General features: G+C 30.4%; 18 protein-coding genes. 3 read left to right on the top strand and 15 right to left on the bottom strand.

Annotation, left to right across the window (positions count from 1 at the left end; all coding sequences use genetic code 11):
• Positions 1-17: 17 nt before the first annotated feature.
• From LFT63_RS05865 to LFT63_RS05895, 7 genes are all read right to left on the bottom strand, one after another.
• Positions 18-1,082: a P-loop NTPase gene (locus tag LFT63_RS05865; protein WP_017638499.1), complete on the bottom strand. Its 1,065-nt coding sequence runs from the start codon at positions 1,080-1,082 to the stop codon at positions 18-20.
• Between the two features lie 147 nt (positions 1,083-1,229).
• On the bottom strand, positions 1,230-2,672 hold the full coding sequence (locus LFT63_RS05870) for an MDR family MFS transporter (RefSeq protein WP_046467180.1): 1,443 nt from the start codon (positions 2,670-2,672) through the stop codon (positions 1,230-1,232).
• 75 nt (positions 2,673-2,747) lie between these two features.
• Positions 2,748-3,215 carry a SepA family multidrug efflux transporter gene (locus LFT63_RS05875; protein ID WP_017638497.1) on the bottom strand — a complete coding sequence of 156 codons (468 nt, stop codon included), beginning with the start codon at positions 3,213-3,215 and terminating at the stop codon, positions 2,748-2,750.
• Positions 3,216-3,413: 198 nt separating this feature from the next.
• The gene (gene sdrM / locus LFT63_RS05880) at positions 3,414-4,745 is read right to left on the bottom strand and encodes a multidrug efflux MFS transporter SdrM (protein WP_029055883.1); all 1,332 of its coding nucleotides are present in this window, start codon (positions 4,743-4,745) and stop codon (positions 3,414-3,416) included.
• A 133-nt stretch (positions 4,746-4,878) separates the two neighbouring features.
• On the bottom strand, positions 4,879-5,565 hold the full coding sequence (trhA, locus tag LFT63_RS05885) for a PAQR family membrane homeostasis protein TrhA (RefSeq protein ID WP_046467178.1): 687 nt from the start codon (positions 5,563-5,565) through the stop codon (positions 4,879-4,881).
• Between the two features lie 18 nt (positions 5,566-5,583).
• Positions 5,584-6,771 carry a UTP--glucose-1-phosphate uridylyltransferase gene (locus tag LFT63_RS05890; RefSeq protein WP_029055881.1) on the bottom strand — a complete coding sequence of 396 codons (1,188 nt, stop codon included), beginning with the start codon at positions 6,769-6,771 and terminating at the stop codon, positions 5,584-5,586.
• 69 nt (positions 6,772-6,840) lie between these two features.
• Positions 6,841-7,362 carry a metal-dependent hydrolase gene (locus LFT63_RS05895; protein WP_017638493.1) on the bottom strand — a complete coding sequence of 174 codons (522 nt, stop codon included), beginning with the start codon at positions 7,360-7,362 and terminating at the stop codon, positions 6,841-6,843.
• A 200-nt stretch (positions 7,363-7,562) separates the two neighbouring features.
• On the opposite strand from LFT63_RS05895, the gene LFT63_RS05900 reads away from it, so the two are divergent.
• Together LFT63_RS05900 and LFT63_RS05905 are read left to right on the top strand one after the other, a co-directional pair.
• Positions 7,563-7,823 carry a SunI/YnzG family protein gene (locus tag LFT63_RS05900; RefSeq protein ID WP_017638492.1) on the top strand — a complete coding sequence of 87 codons (261 nt, stop codon included), beginning with the start codon at positions 7,563-7,565 and terminating at the stop codon, positions 7,821-7,823.
• 169 nt (positions 7,824-7,992) lie between these two features.
• Positions 7,993-8,313: a heme oxygenase gene (locus tag LFT63_RS05905; protein ID WP_017638491.1), complete on the top strand. Its 321-nt coding sequence runs from the start codon at positions 7,993-7,995 to the stop codon at positions 8,311-8,313.
• Between the two features lie 107 nt (positions 8,314-8,420).
• On the opposite strand, the gene LFT63_RS05910 is transcribed toward LFT63_RS05905, so the two are convergent.
• The 7 genes from LFT63_RS05910 to LFT63_RS05940 form a co-directional block, all read right to left on the bottom strand.
• Positions 8,421-9,791 (bottom strand): YjiH family protein, encoded by a 1,371-nt coding sequence (locus LFT63_RS05910; RefSeq protein ID WP_340768285.1) that lies wholly within the window; start codon positions 9,789-9,791, stop codon positions 8,421-8,423.
• Positions 9,792-10,076: 285 nt separating this feature from the next.
• Positions 10,077-11,042, bottom strand: coding sequence for a FecCD family ABC transporter permease (locus LFT63_RS05915; protein WP_017638489.1), 966 nt, complete (start codon positions 11,040-11,042; stop codon positions 10,077-10,079).
• Entirely contained in the window at positions 11,039-12,070 is a 1,032-nt protein-coding gene (locus LFT63_RS05920) for a FecCD family ABC transporter permease (protein ID WP_017638488.1), read from the bottom strand. Before LFT63_RS05920 ends, LFT63_RS05915 begins: the two co-directional genes overlap by 4 nt.
• An 11-nt stretch (positions 12,071-12,081) precedes the next feature.
• Positions 12,082-13,080 (bottom strand): ABC transporter substrate-binding protein, encoded by a 999-nt coding sequence (locus tag LFT63_RS05925; RefSeq protein ID WP_070453731.1) that lies wholly within the window; start codon positions 13,078-13,080, stop codon positions 12,082-12,084.
• 258 nt (positions 13,081-13,338) lie between these two features.
• Positions 13,339-14,406, bottom strand: coding sequence for an alanine/ornithine racemase family PLP-dependent enzyme (locus LFT63_RS05930; protein ID WP_029055878.1), 1,068 nt, complete (start codon positions 14,404-14,406; stop codon positions 13,339-13,341).
• Between the two features lie 3 nt (positions 14,407-14,409).
• On the bottom strand, positions 14,410-16,167 hold the full coding sequence (locus LFT63_RS05935; protein WP_029055877.1) for an IucA/IucC family protein: 1,758 nt from the start codon (positions 16,165-16,167) through the stop codon (positions 14,410-14,412).
• Positions 16,167-17,339 carry an MFS transporter gene (locus LFT63_RS05940; protein WP_029055876.1) on the bottom strand — a complete coding sequence of 391 codons (1,173 nt, stop codon included), beginning with the start codon at positions 17,337-17,339 and terminating at the stop codon, positions 16,167-16,169. Before LFT63_RS05940 ends, LFT63_RS05935 begins: the two co-directional genes overlap by 1 nt.
• Positions 17,340-17,441: 102 nt before the next feature.
• Between LFT63_RS05940 and LFT63_RS05945 the strand changes: the two genes are divergently transcribed.
• Positions 17,442-19,400, top strand: coding sequence for an IucA/IucC family protein (locus LFT63_RS05945; protein ID WP_117239502.1), 1,959 nt, complete (start codon positions 17,442-17,444; stop codon positions 19,398-19,400).
• 138 nt (positions 19,401-19,538) lie between these two features.
• Here the strand turns inward: LFT63_RS05945 and LFT63_RS05950 are convergent, their stop codons facing one another.
• On the bottom strand, positions 19,539-20,054 hold the full coding sequence (locus tag LFT63_RS05950) for an Asp23/Gls24 family envelope stress response protein (RefSeq protein WP_017638482.1): 516 nt from the start codon (positions 20,052-20,054) through the stop codon (positions 19,539-19,541).
• Positions 20,055-20,094 lie beyond the last annotated feature (40 nt).

The raw sequence follows: 20,094 nt of genomic DNA on the forward strand, positions 1-20,094 counted from the left end.
CGCCTTTTTACAATTCATTATTTTTGTGTAGTTGCTATTACTTTTTGTGCTATAGTTTGGTAAATTTTACCTAAACGATCTTCAGGTTGATAAATAGATGGAGAAAAGTCATTTGGATTCCAGGTTGGCTGTTCTAAAGGTAACTCTCCGAACAATTGTGTATTTAGCTCATCAGCTAATTTAGTACCTCCGCCTTTACCAAATACGTATTCTCTGTTACCTGTTTCTTTACTTTCGAAGTAACTCATATTTTCAATCACGCCTAAAATTGAGTGATCAGTGTGTTTAGCCATAGCACCTGCTCTTGCGGCTACGAATGCTGCTGTTGGGTGTGGAGTTGTTACTATTATTTCTTTACTTGACGGTAACATCGAATGAACATCTAATGCTACATCTCCTGTACCAGGTGGTAAATCAAGTATTAAATAATCTAAATCTCCCCATCTTACTTCAGTGAAAAAGTTAGTAAGCATTTTACCAAGCATAGGTCCTCTCCAAATAACTGGAGCATTTTCTTCAACAAAGAATGCCATTGATATAACTTTAACGCCATATCTTTCTACAGGAATCACTTCTTTACCTTCTATACCTGGTTTTTCATCAATACCCATCATATCTGGAACACTAAATCCATAAATGTCAGCATCTACTAAACCTACTTTTTTACCTTCTCTTGCTAAAGCAACAGCTAAGTTAACGGCAACCGTAGATTTACCAACGCCGCCCTTACCAGAAGCAATTGCAATAAATTCTACTGGGTTATTTTTAGATAATAGTCCTTCTATTGTTTTTGGTTTCTCTGTGCCTTTGCCTCTATATTGTTCTACTGTATCAGCAGGTAATTCTTCAAATCTAATTCCAACAGTTTTAGCGCCGTTTTCTTTTAATACTTTAACTATTGCCATTTGAAGGTCTAATTGAGGTTGACCTCCTAATTGAGCCATAGCAATTTTGACACTTACATGTTCAATTTCTTCTTTAATAGAAACATCTACTATACCGTCTGTTTCTTTTAAAGGTACATCAATAATTGGATCTTTTAACTCTCCAACTAATTCTTTGACTTGATTTACCGTTAACAAAGTAAATCCCCCTTATTTATATTGTCTTAACTAAATAAACATATTTTGTCATTACCTAGTCTATCTTTTTTAGTATAAGACTTTTTTTAAAATAAAAAAAGAAGTTAGCTTAATTTAATAACTAACTTCTTAATAAAACTAATCCTATTAAATATCTCTAATATTTTTTGACTTATTTCTTGATTCTTTAATGAATAAAGCAAAACAGAATGCAATAACTACAAAGACTGTAACAAGTGCAAATGACACATCTACACCAGCAGCAACAGTTTGACGTTGTATCATTTCTTTACTACCTGATGTAGCAATTGTTGATCCTAGCCATTTTGAACCCATGCTCATAAAGGTTACCATTAAAGCCGTACCTAAAGAACCTGCCATAACTCGTCCAAAGTTCATGATAGCTGTACCATGTGAAATGTCGCTGTTTTTTAACGCATTTATACCAGCAGTATTAATAGGCATCATAAGTAATGAAACTGCAAACATTCTAATAGCATAAATCACAATCAAATACGTATATGATGTGTCCGCTTTTAGGAAGCACAATAAGAATGTACATATAGTTAATATTATAAATCCTGTAATAATTAATGGTCTTGGTCCATATTTATCATAAAAACTACCAGTAAATACAGACATTAACCCATTAATAATTGCACCAGGCATAATCACTAATCCTGATAATAATGCAGATAATGCTAATGCGTTTTGTACATATAATGGAATAAGTAATGCTGGGCCAACCATGGACATCATCACAATCATTGAAGTAATTGTACTAAAACAAAATACTTTGTTACTAAATACTTTCAAATTTAATAATGGATTAGATATAGATAATTGTCTCCTAACAAATACTAATATAATTAAAACACTAATGATTAATGTACAAATAATAACCGGGCTACTAAAGCCTAAACTACCTGCACTACTAAATGCATATAACATCATACCGAATCCTAATGTTGAATATACAATTGAGCGTTTATCAAGTTTCGTTTTCTTAGTATCGTTATAGCTTGAGATAAAAATAAAACCAAAGATAAGTGCAACTAAAGCAATACCTACAATAATAATGAATGGTACTCTCCAACTCACATGATCAATAATCAAACCTGTAAATGTAGGTCCAATCGCTGGCGCAAACTGAATAACTAATCCAGCAAGCCCCATTGCAAATCCACGTCTTTCTCTTGAGAATAACGTAAATAATGTAAATTGCATTAATGGCATTAACACGCCAGCACCTATAGCTTGAATTACTCTTGCAGTCATTAAAACCCCAAAGTTAGGTGCTATAGCAGCTACTATTGAACCAATCAAGAAAGTTCCCATTGCTGACAAATATAATGGTCTCGTTTTGATTCGATCCATTAAATATGCAGTTAAAGGAATCATGACCCCATTAACTAGCATAAAACCAGTAATCAACCATTGTGATGTATTCTCATCAACTTTTAACCCTCTCATAATATGGGGTAATGCTGTATTAAGTAATGTTTGGTTAAGGATTGCCACAAAAGCACTAATCAGCATTACAGAAACAATTAAATTCCTACGTCTTTTACTAATTTCTATATTGCTCACGTACATAATCTCCTTTATTCAGTAATAGTATACAATTCAACCAAACTTTAAATAATTATTCAAATATACTGCTTACTATTTTTTATTATTTAGATTAGTACTATCAGGATAAAATATTTCCTTACATATATATAAGAAGCCTATTATAATCATAATTACCCAAAATTTAATATCAATATAAGTGTAATGCACGTGAATAATGAAATAAAACAATACTGTAGTAACTGAGTAAGCAATTAAATGATATGTTATTCCTTGAAAATATGGATTTTGTGGGAGACGTTTTCTAAAATAGTCCATTAGATGTTCGACTGCAAATAGCGTGAAATATCCTAATACGATATAACTACCATAATAAAAAATATTGTCATAAAAGCTTTTATTATATCCAAAGTAGCCTAACTTGAAATATATGAGTAACCTACTTAACCCATATAACCCAAATCCTAAAAACATTAAAAATATCGTTCCAGAAATTATAAAAATAGTTAGAACAATAAGTGTAGATATTAAATTATAAAATTTATCTTTAAAAAACTTCATTACACTTATCCCCCTAATTTATTCAATACAAATGTATTTTACCACTAATTAATGACCTTATAAAATTATAAAAAATGAGAAGCTAACATGAAGTAAATATAAAGTATCACAAAATCATGAATTAGTCTTACCGTCGTTTAATACAAATATATGTTTAGAGCCTAAGGCACTTAAATATGCCCTAGGCTCTTTTATAGTTTAATTGCTTTGTTTTTTATATATTAATGCCCAGCTAATAATTAAAATTATTTCTACAGCAATTACAAAACTTAATATATTTTGTAGATCTGACCCAAACCAACCTGCTTTGATTGCATATAAATAGCCCATTAAAGTTGAACCTATTGATGAACCTAAATTTTTAGTTAGAGAGTAAAATGACATCATTTTCTTCATTTGATTTGGAGTCGTTTCTTCCTGAACTATAACACTGTCTTTTGTGTAAATATAACCAAAACCTACACCAGCTAAAATAACACTAAGTGCAATGAGTAATGGTAATTTTAAACCGAATAATATGATAATACTTGATACAATAATTAAAGTAAAAGCCGATAAGTATAAAGTCTTTCTTGTTAAGCTTTCTTCGACTTTACCCAAATAAAAATTAAATATTGTCCAAGCTACTGAAAGTGGGAATATAACTAGACCACTTTGTAATGGGCTGATACCTACTTTTTCTTGTAAATAAACTGGTATATAAATATTGAATCCCATAAGACATAACGCAGTTAATAAATCTGTAATAAAGACTAAAGATATTGATTTATTAAACTCGACTACTGGTAAAAATGGGTGATCACTTTTCTTTTCAACTTTATATAATAAAACAGCTACACACACTGCTAAAATCAAACTGACTATATTTAAAATGAACATCGTTTGATTTAATAAACCGTACATTAATAAACCAATAAAAATATAAAATAATGTTAAACCTTTAGCATCAAAATTAATATTTTTATTAACCTCTTCCTCTTTAAAGTTAAAGGTAAAAATAATTAAAACAATAGCAATAATAGCTATAGGTAAGTTAATAAAAAATAACCAGTGCCATGTTGCAACTTCTAATATACCTCCACCAACGAGTGGCCCTACTATACTAGAAATTCCCCAAACACTACCAACAATACCCATTACTTTATATCTTAAAGGAATTTCAAAAGCTAATTTAGGTACAATTTGTGATAGAGACATAATCACTCCAGCACCAAAGCCTTGTATAATTCTTGAAATAATTAATAATGTAAACGTATCGCTTAAACCAGACATCAAACTCCCAATACCAAATAAAATCACACCGCATATCGCAACAAACATGATTTTAAAACGTGATATAAATTCACCAACTATTGGGTTAGCAATGACTAACGCAATAAAGTAAACAGTAACTACTAACGAAATATGTTTACCTGCATTTAAATCACGATTAATACTAGGAAGTCCTAGAGATATAATAGAGGTTTCAATTGCAGCCATGAACATAATCATAATTAATGCAATGACTGTAACAATAGATCTTAATTTCATTATTTTACTCCCTTTCGTTTTCTTTCAACTCAAACAATAATATAGACTTTATGCTGATAAAACAATCGTATATTAGTATGAATTTTTGAAAATAAAAATGACGAGGCCAATCCCCGTCATTTTTGTCATACTTTTATTTCATAAAAAATAGAATGCCAATCAAATGGAAAAAAGAAGCTACCACTATAAATATGTGCCAAATCATATGGAAGTATGGACGGTTTTTCTGGGCATAAAACCAAGCTCCAATAGTATATGAAAGGCCACCTAAAACAATAAATAAAATAAATAACCATGATGTTCTTAATATGATGATAGGTGCAAAGATTACACCTACCCATCCCATTACTAAATATACAATTAAACTCAGTTTGTGATTAACATGAGTAGCCAGTGATTTATATAAAATCCCCCATACTGTAGTACCCCATAATAGTAAAAACACTAACCAACCGAGCCAACCACCAATCACATTTAATAATATAGGTGTATAAGTTCCTGAAATTGCTATATAAATCATACTATGATCAATAATTCTCAACACATATTTTTGCAATGTGTGATTAGCCATAGCATGATATATAGTTGAAGATATAAACATTAAAAATATACTAATTACAAATATAGATATACTTGTTGATAAAAGCGCGCCACCCTTATTATAACTATGAACAGCAGCATAAGGTAATATCATCATTGTAATCAGTGAGGCAACACCGTGAGATATAGAATTACCTATTTCTTCACCGAATGACAGTGGCATGATGTCTCTAAATGAACTTTTATTAGTGTTATTTTGATGTGTTTCTGAATTTGCCATTTGCTTATCCACCTTAATTTAGATCATGTTCATTCTTTTTAAATCAGCAGTAGCTGTTTCTACGCTATCTTTACCTTCTTTGTTTTTTAAAGGTGAAAATTCTTCTTCTCTAGGAACTTGTAGTGTGATAAAACTTGTACCATAACGGAATATATCAAAATAAAATAGTTCAAATTTTAAAGTTGGTTGTTCTATTACACCAAAATCTTCATCTAGTTGTTTCAGATTTTTTATAGCTATATGATACGGTAATTCTCTATCTACTGCACTCATAATAAATCCTAATTTAAAAGCATGTATTCCGATATTAGCATTTTCAAATTGATTAGCTATATTTGGGTCTAGTTCAGAGTATTCAAGTACAGTATCTTTACTATCTTTGTTCACAAGTCTTCCTACACTTTCGCCATGTTTAGGTTGAATCGTTTTAGATGTAATATCTTTATTGTTAGCAACAGTGAATCCTGCAAACATAGGATCTAATACTTTTACTAATACATTATCAATATTATTTAAGAATACATATTTCACATTATCTTGTTTCATCTTGTCAAGATAACCCGCTTTTTTAAGCGATTTAAATATACCGCCATTACCATTTGGTATTTCCATGATATGTCCAGTTTCATTTAATACAAGTTGACCCGCTTCACTTAAAGCTACAATATTATCTTGTTTAAAGAAATGAATCTTTTCAGGGTCATATTTAAAATAGTTATGTTGAGCAAAGTAATCTTTAGTTGCTTCATGATTAATATCACTTGTCATGATGTACCAATCTATCGTATGACCACTTTGTTCTTTTAAATCAATTAATTGACGTGCCTGTAGTTCAAATAAACTAACACCTTCTATTTCAAATGAACCTTTTGGTCCAGAATAACCTAATCGAGTTCCTTGACCTCCAGCCATCAACACAACAGCAAACTGCCCATTTCTAATTGCTTCAATGCCTTGTTCTTTATATGTATTTATCGTTTCATTATCCATATTAGACTTTACTGAATACTTAACTTCTGAAACATCCGAAGTATCATCAATTGTTTGTCTATTAACATATAAGTTGTTATACATTTTTTGAATGTCTTCTAAATCTAGTGTTTCAATTTTCTCTTCAAGTGCTTGTTTTTCATTAGTGCTCATTAATTTTTCATATTCATATATATGCTGTTGATTAAATTTCTCTAATTTGTTTTTGTCTAACATCAATTAGTCTCCTTATGTAAAATATAAATTTTCGCTCGATAACCTTATCATAAATACACTATACAATTTTTAATCATTCGCAAAAAAGTATCTCCAATAATGTATGATATCATTTACTCCAATTTGAAAAAACACATAAACAGCACCAACTGTTAATGCAGTAGCAAGAGATAAATCTACAAGCCCACCTGTTTTAAAGTTAATCGGCATTTTAATTGTGATAGGTAAAGGATATAAAAATTTTACTCCTTTAGGTGTAATCATATCTAGTATAACATGTGAAAACAAGCCTATGATAATAGCTACTCCATAATATACTGGCGTATCGATGAGATATAATAAAAAACCTATAATACCAATAAATAATAAGGAATGGGTGAATGTTCGATGTCCAAAAATAAGTCGAATGAAAAAACTAAGTAATTTAAATTTCTGTCCAATTTTACTTTGTGTATGACAAATATCTGGTAACAAACTAGAAATCACTGATAAGACAACCACTGTTACTGATGAAAATAAGTCTGTATGAAAATACTGAGTTGTTAATGCGCCTACTAATAAACCACACGATGCATGTGTCTTTCCAGTCATAATTACCTCTCCTTTAATAGCAATATTTTACCATATTTAACTACTTTATACGAACGTATTTTCGGTTACTATTTACCAAATCAACATCATTCCAATTAGTATGACTTAATTTATAAAAAGTATCACATTATGTGTTGAAAACGTTTCCAAAATAATATATGATATATGTACAAAAATAATTAAAGGATGTGTATTGAATCATGGCAATGACAGTAAAAAAAGATAATAACGAAGTAAGAATTCAATGGAGAGTTGCAGATATTAAAATACCTACAAACGAAATTAAAAATATTTATCAAGACCAAGACATCCATGCTGTTCCAAACGCTGAAGGTAGAGAAATCTCTAGAATAGGTTCTACTTTTGGCAAAACAAATCGAGTTGTAATTGATACAGCTGACCATGAATACATTATTTATACTCAAAATGATCAAAAAGTTTATAATGAGCTAACTAAGTAAACTCTAAAAATAGGTTTACTTCTGTATATATCGGGGCAATAACTTAGCATTTCATAATGTTTTAAGTTATTGTCCCCTTTTGTTTTTATTAATGCTGTAACAAGTATTATAATTTATATAAACTTAAGTAATAATAATAGTATTTAATATTAATAGAGGAGTGATATAAATGTTCGTAGTAACTAATCGTATTACTGTCAAACAGGGATTTGCTGAAAAAATGGCACCAAGATTTACAAAAGGTGGGAAAATCGAATCGTTAAAAGGATTTAACAAGATTGAAGTTTGGCAAGTAGAGAAAGATGATGACACTGAAGATATGTATGTTAACACATGGTGGGATACTGAAGAAGATTTCAAAAATTGGTTAAATAGCGATGCATTTAAAGAAGCACATCAACGTCCTAAACAATCAGATAATAAAGAAGCTTCCCCAGTTATAAAAAGTGAAATTGTAAAAGCGAATGTTCTTTCTGTTCTTAATCCTTAAACTTTAATTTATAATAAAAGCCAAGTAGATGCATTTTAAAATGTATATGTTAAGTTTTGTTACTACCACTTATACAGTTATATTAAATGACTACTTGGCTTTTTTAATTATAGAAATAGATGTGCAATTAAAGCTATGATAGGTAAAGTGATAACCGTTCTGATTAAGAAGATAATAAATAATTTCCCTATATTGACCGGTATTTTAGAACCTAGAATAACCCCACCTACTTCAGATAAATAAATCAATTGTGTAATACTCAACGCACCGATAACAAAACGAGTTATTTCGCTGTGTGCACTTTCAATTAAAATTGATGGTAAAAACATGTCAGCAAAACCAATTAATATGGTTTGAGATGCATGTGTCGCCTCGGGAATTTGAAGTAATTGTAAAAATGGAACAAAAGGTTTTCCAATATATTCAAATAGAGGTGTGTAATTAGCTATTATTGTTGCTATTGTTCCTATACTCATAACTACAGGTAAAATAACAAACCACATATCTATAACCGTTTTAAATCCTGATTTAAAAAAGTCTTTTAAACCTGGTGCTTTGATTCCAACTTCAGTTGCCATATCGAAGCCATGACCAATTGCTGTTTTACCTTCTGGCAACTGTTCAGTTCTAGCATCACTTGAAACTTCTTCTGCATATTCATCAGGAATTTTATTTAATGGCCAAATTCTAGGCATAATCATTGCCGCAATTAAACATGATATAATCACGCTTAAATAGAATAAGAAAAATTTATCTTGCATTTTAACTGTATCAGCTATAATTATCGCAAATGTAATTGAAACAACACTAAATGTCGTGGATATCACAGTTGCTTCTCTTCTAGAGTAAAACCCTTCTTCATATTGACGGCTTGTAATTAATACTCCTACTGTACCATCACCTATAAATGAAGCTAAATTATCTACTGTTGATCTTCCCGGTAATGTGAACAATGGACGCATAATGGGTCTAAATAATGGTCCCAATAGTTCTAGTAATCCATACTCCATTAACAATGGTAAAAATAATGCTGCAAATAAAAACACAGCAACTAATGTAGGTAATAGACTTGAAAATACAAGACCTCCAGTGTCTTCTGAATATATCATCTTAGGACCTATTTTCAAGAAAGTAACCCAGGCAAATATCACTGCTAACAATCTTAAAATCATCCAGCTGATATTAACATTGAATGCATTATACATTAAACCTGTTGGATTCAATTTACTTTTTAAAACTGTAGAACAAAGTAGTGTTAATATTGCTGATAATGTAATAATTGTGACGATAATAATAGGCATAGCATCACCGACAACATCTTTTAACCAATTGGCTAAAAATGCGACAGGTAATGTTGTTTGCTTTTTGCCATCTTGTTCAACTGGTATAGGAATTAAAAATAGTATAATTCCGATAAGCGACATTGTAATAAATTTTATTCTACCTTTAATAATCTCTTGCTTAGTGTGTCCATTCATTTTATGTCATCCATTTCTCTCTATTTATAATTGCAATTTTATGTATTCATCCATTTCAATAAAATCATTGAATGTTTTATTAATATATATACACTTTTATGAATAATTAAGTATTTATAACTATACTCGATTTATGTTCAAAGTGCAATGACATTCCGCTAATTATTATTATTTATCCATTAACAATCAACGTATGATTAACTTCAAATTGAAAATGCACCAAGCAACATCATACGATGCTGCTTGGTGCATCTTATTAATTTATGCTGTACTGTTCGTTCATTATTACATTTTTCTTAATAGGAATAAGAAATATGGCGCACCGATGATTGCGATAATGACACCCACAGGAATATCTAACGGTGGATGTATACCTCTTGCTAAACCATCGCCAAATGTTAATAATATTGCTCCAATAAAACCTGACATAATAACAACATGCATATTTTTATGTCCGACTAGTTGTCTAGCAATATGTGGTGAAATTAAACCTAAGAAGCTAATACCACCCACAACTGCAATAGAAGCTCCTGCTAGCATTACAGATAAAATAAGTAACACCATTTTTAACAGTTTAACTCTTGCACCTAAAGCTAAAGCAACATTATCTCCTAAACCTAAAATATCTAATTGATGACTAAGAATTAGAATAATCGGAAGTGTAATTACAAACCAAGGAACAATAGATAAAAAGTTCGAAATATTATGTCCATATAAACTTCCTGTTAACCATACTAATGCATTATTTGCATCCATAGGATTTCTAATTAATAAAAATTGTACGATAGCTGTACAGATAGCACCAATAGCTAAACCAATTAAAGCTAAGTTAGAACCTTTGACATCAAATTTAGAAATCAAGAATGATAAAATCAAACTAATAATTAATGCACCAAAGAACGATCCGATTGGCAATACTGCTAAGGGTGCTGATGGAAATAGCATAATGATAATAACTGCTGCTAAACTTGCACCTTTAGATATACCTATTACATCAGGAGAAGCAAGAGGGTTTCTAACAACGCCTTGAATTACTGCACCAGATATCGCTAAACTACATCCGATAATCAATCCCAATAAAGTTCTTGGAATTCTATACTCATTCAAAATAAAATTATCTTGTGTAAATATACCTTGTATTGCTTCAATAGGATTAACGATTACTGAACCCACACACAAACTAAATAAAGTACTTAGTATTAATAGTATAAATACAATGCTATATCTAATCATATGCTTCTTTTTTGTCATATGCGTTTCACCCCTCTAACAGTAATTAATAAGAAGTAAAATGCACCAACGAAAGAAGTTACTATACCTACAGGTGACTCAAATGGATAAGTGACTAGTCTTGATAACACATCTGAGAATAATAATAAATCTGCACCAATGATTATAGTGAGCGGAATCATTAAAATATAGTTATTATTGATATAACGTTTTACTATGTGTGGCACAATTAACCCTACAAAACCTATTGGACCAGCAATTGATACTGATAAACCTGCTAATATAACAACTAATAAACCTAATATTAATCTAACGACTTGAATTTTCTGACCTAGTCCTTTAGCAATATCATCACCTAATTCCATGATTGTTAATTGACGTCCCATAAGCATAGTGATAATCATTGCTACAATTAACCATGGTGAAATGACAATAATTTCTGGCCATTTCACGCCAGACAATGAACCTACTAACCAAAACATAACAGATGAGTTTGAATCTTCATTTAATAAGATAACACCTTGTGTCATACTACTAAAAAATAAATGGACTGCCATACCAGCTAGTGCAAGTTTGACTGGTGTCATAGATCTAGTTGAACCTGACAAAGTATACACGGTTAAACCACCTAGAAATGCACCAATCATTGCTAATATCATTGAATAATTTTCAAGAGCTGGCACAAGAACAGTGATTAGTACAATGACAAAAGATGCCCCACCATTAACACCAAATATTTGTGGTGATGCTAAGGGATTTCGAGTTATAGATTGCATTAATAGTCCTGCTAGACCTAAAGCGCCACCTATTAATAATCCTGCTAACATACGAGGCATTCTTGAATTATGTATTAAAAATGTCTGTTCCGTATCCGTATGTCCTGTAATATAATGAACAATATCTTTAAATACTATATGAGAAGAACCAATCGCTAAATTTAAATAAATACAAATAAAAAGAAAGCACACACTCACAATATATGTGAGTGTAGTGCGTTTTCTTTTATTTTGTAATATAGCGGATTGACTACTTTGATGCTTCATAGTCATAATTTTCCACCTTACTTATCTTCTTTATTTTGATCCTTTTTAGAAATTTCTACTAATTCTTTGGCCATTTCTTCAGAAGAAATTAAACCACGCGCTCTTGCCCATAGGTCTCTGTCTACAACACTTACTCGATCATGTTTAACTGCATCTAATTTTTTCCAAACTGGATCTTTTTGCATTTTTTTGAATGTTGGTTCATCTGGACTTGCTTTATCAGTCATAACAAACATACGTCCAGGATTAACATCTAATAATGTTTCAGAACTCATTTCAAGATAAGGTCCTTTTAAGTATTTACTTAAACCTTTAGTTACTTTAGGAGTTAAGGCTTCTTTGAATCCTAATTCTTTTAAGAACTGACCTACATATGATTCACTTGGATGTCCTAAGAAACTTGATTTTGCTGCTACAGCTGGTAATACTTTTTCATCTTTGTTGAATTTAATTTCTTTTTTGTACTTAGCAATTTTCTTGTCATGTTCTTCTAAACGTTTGTCACCTTGCTTTTCTTTACCTAGTGCTTTAGCGATTGTTTTGAAAGCATCTATATTATCATCGTAGTCACCATCAAAGCTTTTCAATTCTATTGTCGGCGCAATTTTACTTAAATCTTTGTAGATACCTTTATGTCTGTTGCTATCTGCAATGATTAAATCTGGTTTTAATTTACTAATTTTTTCTAAGTTAGGTTGTTTACGTGTACCTACTGAAGTATAATTTCCAATTTTATCTCTAAGTGGTTTGATAATACGTTCTTTTTTATTATCATCAGCAATACCCACTGGTTTTACATTCAATGCTGCTAATGCATCAACAAATGAGTATTCAAGTACAACTACTCGTTTAGGATGCTTAGGTACTTTAGTAGTGCCCTCAGCGTGTTTAATTTTCACACCATCTTTAGGTTCTTTACTACTAGAGCTATTTGAACTGTCGTTATTTCCACAGGCAGTAACTAAAATTAAAGCAAATAATATGCCAATTATGCTAAAAATCTTTATTCCCTTCATGATTCCACTCCTTATTGTATGTATATGCTTTCATATAACAGTTTATTGATAACGATTATCATTGTCAACATACTTTTTATAATTTTTGAAATTAATTTGAGTCCTCTGAATACATTTTAAATATATATTACTTTTCGTATTAATAATTAGATGGAATTGGATTTTTTAAGAGAATAAAAAAAGAGTAATCAACACTGTGTGCAAATTTAACCAAGTTTGCATGTGTCGGTACTCTTAATTATTAAAATTTATATTTAATTATGATTTATGCATTGAACATAAAGACTGATTAAAACTTTCTATGAGGGTTTCTACTTTTGAATCTAGTATATAAACTTTTTCAAGATTTTTATTATACATTGAGCGTGATAATGCTTCATAACTTAATTCGAATTGAATCATATCACCTACTTGATAATGATCCTGATTATTTAAATCAATCATTAAATGGTCACTAGACGCACCCAATATATGAATATCATTTGCAATCGGAGTAATGTGAGTCGTATCTGTATCTATATATCCAATATCAACAATAGCTTGTAAATATGATTGATTTGTTATGTGATTTAAACGTGGTTTAATTTCTATAACTTCCGCTTCAAGTACAATGGTATTTTGATATAAATGTGCTACTGGTTTATCTGTAGTAGTATCGACACCTCTAAATAGTGTTTCTCCTATTCGTAATTCATTTATTTTACCTAAATCATTATACATTGTTAACGGTAACATACTTGAGTTGCCACCTGAAACGATGGTCATACGGTAACCTAATTCTCGTTCTATAGCACTAACAAATTTATTTATCATAAATACATCATCTTCAATTGGTAATTTTGATTTGAAACACATGAAGTTAAATGATACTCCTACCAATTGAATATAAGATAGTTGTAAAATTTGTTCAATATATTTTATGACATCATAAGTTAGTATGCCTTCTCTACCATCTTTCCAATCAACCATTAAAATCACTTGATGTTTTATATTTAGTTTTTTAGCAATACGATTGATTTCAAAAATAGTGTTTAATTCAGTTTGTATACTTATTTTTGTACATTGAATCATGTCAGCTAACTTAGATTGTTTTGTGGATCGTAATATAGTATAAGAACAATTAAAATCATTTAATTGACTGATATTTTCTAATCTGGAATCTGCGAAATGTGTGATTCCTAAATCAATTAATTTTTGTACAATTTGTCTATCTCCAGCTATAGATTTAATCACTGGTGTAAAATGTATTTGCTTAGAATCTAAAATTGTTTGAAGTACTTTGGCATTATATTGTATTTTTGATAAATTTATTTTTAAATTTGCCATGTACTACACCTCTTTTTTTATTGGATTGTCCAATTCTGTATTTAAATACTTTTTAACTTTATTTTCCATTCTCATACTTAATAATGCTTTAACTGAAATCGTTGAACCAAATAGTACTTGATATAATGCATGCGCATGATTTTTATTACTATCAATAGCTGATTCTACTTCTTGTTGCACAATCTTAAATAAGTTATTCTCATTAACAAAATCATATTGATTAAAATGATGGATTAATTCAGCCAATTGATTTTGAATCACTGCATGTTGGAATTTAGCTATAACCGCTTCAATATTTTCAGCTATTAAACTTTCATTTGTTATTTCAATGTGGGGTAATTTTTGCTGAAGCGTTTTGATATCTATACGTGATCCACCTAGATCTCTTACTAAAAATGTAATTTGATAGTTAGGCCCAAGATTAACTATTGTATTTTGCATATGAGCTTCTAATGCAATACCGTAATCTTGAATATACGCAATGAGTGGTTTCACTAAAGTACGTGTATATTCACGCATAAAACGTTCAATATTATCTTTAGTAAGTTCATTATCCAGCCATTTGATATAACTATCTACAACCACCTCAAGATCAACTGGATTACGATTAACTAAACTCGCACTGACAATAGTTGAACCTACTTGATTTAATTCTGGTTTTTCTCGAATAATACAAGCGAGTTGTCGAGCTAAATCAGGATCTGTATTAATATATTCTCCAAATGGTTCTGCAGCTACTTTTAACTCAGGATAAATATTTAGCATATCTTGTAATGCAAAACTTAATTTCGGACCATCTACAGTTGTTACAGTAGATACAGTTCGTACAGCACTAGTAGCTTGAACATTTACTGGAAGTTTAACATGGAAAGGTCGTTTTAATAATTCCATAGTTCTAAATGATAATGTTGCTTTTGAATCTACTGTAAATGGAGTTGGGATTAATATTTTTTCACTTATCCACGTTTTAAATTTATCTCCAATCACATGGTCATACTGCCAAGGGTGGACAAATATTGCTCTATAGTCATCCACATTCAAATCAAAAGGATTTAAAAAATGTTGTATTTTATCTTTTAATTCTGGGATGACATTATTTATTATAAATTGGTCATCCCCTTCCATGGATGTCGTAACCATTTCCGAAGAAGAAACTAGCATAATATGTAATGGTATAATTTTTTCAAATTCCGGTGAATATCTACGAATCTCATCCTTAGTCAGCGGTAATTTCGTTTTAGTTAGAGGGTGAGTTGGATGTCCTTCAATAACTAAACTTTCTGAATAACTTAAATCATCAGTAGTATCATTAGCATTTAAATGTTGTAACCAAGTAAAGAAGTTTATAGTATCTGGTAACATAGAAAATTTCATACTCTGATGTATAAGTGATTTTCTATTATTGAATTGTTTATATGTTTCGACAAAACTGTCTCTACTATGAATTAATTCTCGGTATAAACGATCAGATATTTTGATATCAAATTGGTCATTTAATATTTTTAGTAGCTGTTCTAGGTTACTAATTTGGATTTTTTGTTCAGCACATTGATATGTAAACTGTCCATCAAATACATATCTTTCCAACATACTTTTTCTTAAAATACGACCAGTTAATACACGGCCATGATATTGTAACTCAATGTTTTCAAATGATTTATTTATTTTGGCATCTTCTGGACATATCTGTTCTTTGATGATTGCATTCAATATCCGATGCTGAATATTTTCATCCGCAAGTAACCATTCATTGCGCTCCATTATGAAATTCCTCCAATTTTAGTAATTCGTTGCATTAAGTAAAAGATGACTGAAATAGCTACAGTACTAATGCCCATAATTAAAAATGTATTTAATACACCGAATTGATCCGCAAAGAAGCTCATAATTAAACTTCCTAAAGGTATCATGCCGCGATCCATCATAACAATACTTAATACCTTACCCCTTTCGCTATCCTTAACACTATTTTGGAAATAAACTCTATTGGTTGTTCTTGCCCATTGACTAAACAATCCAATTAACGAAATACAAATAAACATCACAACTAAATTGTGAATAATAATTCCTAATAATGCTAAGCCAAATAGAAAAGAACTCAAATAATACATTTTTACTGCATTAATATGATCAAGTATTTTAGGTAAAATAATAGTGGCCACAATACCGCCTATCGCACAACAAGTCATAGCTATACCAAATATTTCAGATTGACCTGGAAATACATGATTTGTAAGAACAGGTAAAATTGTCGTATAACAAAAACCAGTTGCCATAATTAATAGAGATGTGATAAAGATTTTACTTGCTTCTAAATTGTGTTTGAAATAATTCATCACTACTTTAAGTGACATCTCTTTATTATTTTTACCTAATTCTGTTGCTTTAATATGAATCGGTATACATAGACCAACTGCTAAGAGATAGCAAAGTGCTTGGGCTAAAAACGTTGTTGGTGCATGATAAGCTGCTAATATAACACCAGCAATTGCAGGACCAATTGAACGGCAAATATTGATAATAAATGAGTGGAATGAGACAGCTTGTGTTGTTGTAATTTTATTAGATAACTCTGGTAAAACGGCTTGTCTAACCGGTGTTTCAACAGCACTTAACATTCCACGTAACGTAGCATATATTAAGATAAAATACACAGGAATATTATCAATGGTATAAGTTAATACACATAATATTGCTGTAACTAAAAATGATGAAGATATTGTAATACGTAATAAATTTCCTTTATCATATTTATCAGCAATAGAACCAGCCCATACACTTAATATTAAAATCGGTACGAGTCGGCAAAAATTAACTAAACCTAAATAAACTGCGTTATGATATGTAGTAAGCACAAACCAGTTGAGACCGATTTGCCCAATCCAATTCCCCAAAAACAGAAGAAATGAACTGGAAAAGAAAAATTTTGCCATAAATTTCACCTGTCTTTTTAATTGATAATAATAATCATTATCATTAATATGGATTATACAAATCTTATTAATTTTTGTAAAATATTTTTTTAGAGGTGAAATATGAATTCAATTAAAAACACAAATAAAAATAATTTATATATGACTAAGGATGAGCAAGATGCATATGATTTCTTAAGTCAATCACATCCAGAATGGGCAAACCATTTTATTAATCAAATTGCTAATGGTCGCGATAAGGTTACACAGCGATTAGTTACATCTATACATAGAGAAAATCTTGTTCATGGTAATGATCATAGTAGAATACTTAATTCTGATAAAATTGAATCCTTACCTTGCGAAACTACTAATGTTTTAGAAATAGAATTTAAGTCTGCACAAAAATTACTATATGCCCCTATTAGTGGTCAGCATGCTTTCAATCGTGTAGATGTGAAAGGTCCATTTTTTTATAAATCTAATACAGAATCAGATCAGACATTTCATCGCGTAGAACATCCAAATGATATTCTAGATTGGATATTAATTGAAGCACCAGAATTAAATAATGAGGCAAGTAATCAATTTAAAGATGATTTAAATAATAGTGCGGCTAATATGATATTCGCAATGAGCTACCAGTCGTATTCAATGCAAGACGAGTCAAGAACTTTATTCGACATTATAAAAAGTGATGAGGACAGCTATTTACGATCTGAACAAGCTGTTATAGAAGGTCACCCACTACATCCCGGTGCTAAATTGAGAAAAGGTATGAATTCAAATGAAACATTTATGTATTCATCAGAATTCTCACAACCTATCTCGCTTAAAGTAATACTGATACATCATCGTTTTTGTAATGTTCAATCATTATCAATGTCATATAACGACACTATTAAGCAATTGTTCCCAAGTATGTATCAAAAACTTCAAGAGGAAATGCAACAACATCATCAGCTTAATATAGATGATTATCAAGTTATGATTGTCCACCCTTGGCAATATGATGAAGTTCTAGACCGAGATTATCACGATGAAATTGCTCAACAAATGATTATCAAATCACAATATACTTTACCTTATTATGCCGGTTTATCATTTAGAACATTAATGCCTAAAGCGCCTAATAGTGACCCACATATCAAACTATCAACCAATGTTCATATCACAGGAGAGATTCGTACATTGTCTGAACAAACAACACATAACGGACCTCTTATGACAAAAATTTTAAATCAAATTTTAAATAGTGATGCAACATTCAAACCGTATGATTCATCAATTGTTGATGAAATTGCTGGCATTCACTTTTATAATTCTCATGATCAAGACCCGTTACAAACAGAACGTAGCGAACAACTAGGTACATTATTCAGAACAAATATTAATAATCAACTTAAAAATGGAATAATATCTATGATTCCATCTAGTTTAGTATCTTATTATCCATACAATACAGAAGCACCAATCGTATCTCTGATAAAGTTATATCAAACTCATTATCAACATACGTCATATGAAAGTGCTGCTCGAGCATGGATGAAAGAATATAGTAAAGCGCTTTTAGGTATTGTAATGCCGCTATTAACCAAATATGGAATTGCGCTTGAAGCACATTTACAAAATTCAATTGTTCATTTTAATGAAGATGGTTCTTTAAATCACTTATATGTAAGAGATTTTGAAGGATTACGCATTGATAAAGCATATTTAAATGATATGGGATATTCAACAGATGATTTTCATGAAAAATCTCGCATTTTAACTAACTCTAAAACAACTGTATTTAATAAAGCATTCTATTCAACAGTACAAAATCATTTAGGTGAGTTAGTATTAACTGTTGCACAATCATCAAATGTTAATGATTTAGAAGCAAATATTTGGAAAGATATTGCAACTATCATAGAGCAAATTTTAAACGATATTACTCATATTTCAGAAGAAAGAATTTCAGAAATCAAAGACGTTATGTTTGCCAAAACGATTGATTATAAATGTGTTACAACGATGCGCTTAGAAGATGAAGCACATGAATATACTTATATTAAAGTGAACAATCCATTACATGTTTAATGTATAGAATTTATAACAGTTGTCAGGTTGTCATTAATAAATTATATAACAAATAAAAGAATCCGAGAGACACTCATATGAAGGTCTCTCGGATTCTTTTATTTAATGATTGTTCAACCAACTAACTTGAATGACAGATTATTGTAAACCTTGTCTGTCGTTATTGTTGTTGTTTTGGTTGTTATCTTTTTCATGTTTTTGTTGCCATTCTTTTTTAGTCATTACATCGTCAACTTGCATGTTAACTTCTACAACTTCTAAACCAGTAATATATTTAACTTGTTCTTTAACTAAGTCTGTTACTTTACGGAAGATTTTAGGTGCTGATTCACCATATTCTAAGATTACTTTTAAGTCGATTGCAGCTTGTTTTTCGCCAACTTCAACTGAAACACCTGTTGTAACGTTATTACCACTTGAGAAAGCGTTAGTAAAGCTATCAGTGAATCCGCCTTTCATGTCTAAGATACCTTTAACTTCACGAGCTGCGATACCAGCGATTTTTTCAACAACTTCATCAGAGAAAGTTAATTTATTTTCAAATTGTGGTTGTTGATTTTCTTGTTGTTGTTTTTGTTGTTCTTGTTTTTCTTTTTCGTTAACACCTGTTTGGTTATCGTATGCTTGTTTTGCTTTATTGTTATCTACTGCCATTTTGCATTCTCCTTTATCAATAAAATGTTTAATTGTTAGT

Origin of the sequence: Staphylococcus sp. FSL H8-0121, assembly GCF_038008425.1 — a bacterium.
Taxonomy (GTDB): domain Bacteria; phylum Bacillota; class Bacilli; order Staphylococcales; family Staphylococcaceae; genus Staphylococcus; species Staphylococcus pasteuri.

What these genes read in the sequence shown, in the direction of transcription:
- LFT63_RS05905 (WP_017638491.1), top strand. Translation starts at nt 7,993, where the DNA reads ATGTTCGTAGTAACTAATCGTATTACTGTCAAACAGGGATTTGCTGAA.
- LFT63_RS05890 (WP_029055881.1), bottom strand. Translation starts at nt 6,771, where the DNA reads ATGTTAGACAAAAACAAATTAGAGAAATTTAATCAACAGCATATATAT.
- LFT63_RS05875 (WP_017638497.1), bottom strand. Translation starts at nt 3,215, where the DNA reads ATGAAGTTTTTTAAAGATAAATTTTATAATTTAATATCTACACTTATT.
- LFT63_RS05930 (WP_029055878.1), bottom strand. Translation starts at nt 14,406, where the DNA reads ATGGCAAATTTAAAAATAAATTTATCAAAAATACAATATAATGCCAAA.
- LFT63_RS05935 (WP_029055877.1), bottom strand. Translation starts at nt 16,167, where the DNA reads ATGGAGCGCAATGAATGGTTACTTGCGGATGAAAATATTCAGCATCGG.
- LFT63_RS05940 (WP_029055876.1), bottom strand. Translation starts at nt 17,339, where the DNA reads ATGGCAAAATTTTTCTTTTCCAGTTCATTTCTTCTGTTTTTGGGGAAT.
- sdrM (WP_029055883.1), bottom strand. Translation starts at nt 4,745, where the DNA reads ATGAAATTAAGATCTATTGTTACAGTCATTGCATTAATTATGATTATG.
- LFT63_RS05910 (WP_340768285.1), bottom strand. Translation starts at nt 9,791, where the DNA reads ATGAATGGACACACTAAGCAAGAGATTATTAAAGGTAGAATAAAATTT.
- LFT63_RS05900 (WP_017638492.1), top strand. Translation starts at nt 7,563, where the DNA reads ATGGCAATGACAGTAAAAAAAGATAATAACGAAGTAAGAATTCAATGG.
- LFT63_RS05945 (WP_117239502.1), top strand. Translation starts at nt 17,442, where the DNA reads ATGAATTCAATTAAAAACACAAATAAAAATAATTTATATATGACTAAG.
- LFT63_RS05925 (WP_070453731.1), bottom strand. Translation starts at nt 13,080, where the DNA reads ATGAAGGGAATAAAGATTTTTAGCATAATTGGCATATTATTTGCTTTA.
- trhA (WP_046467178.1), bottom strand. Translation starts at nt 5,565, where the DNA reads ATGGCAAATTCAGAAACACATCAAAATAACACTAATAAAAGTTCATTT.
- LFT63_RS05920 (WP_017638488.1), bottom strand. Translation starts at nt 12,070, where the DNA reads ATGACTATGAAGCATCAAAGTAGTCAATCCGCTATATTACAAAATAAA.
- LFT63_RS05915 (WP_017638489.1), bottom strand. Translation starts at nt 11,042, where the DNA reads ATGACAAAAAAGAAGCATATGATTAGATATAGCATTGTATTTATACTA.
- LFT63_RS05950 (WP_017638482.1), bottom strand. Translation starts at nt 20,054, where the DNA reads ATGGCAGTAGATAACAATAAAGCAAAACAAGCATACGATAACCAAACA.
- LFT63_RS05895 (WP_017638493.1), bottom strand. Translation starts at nt 7,362, where the DNA reads ATGACTGGAAAGACACATGCATCGTGTGGTTTATTAGTAGGCGCATTA.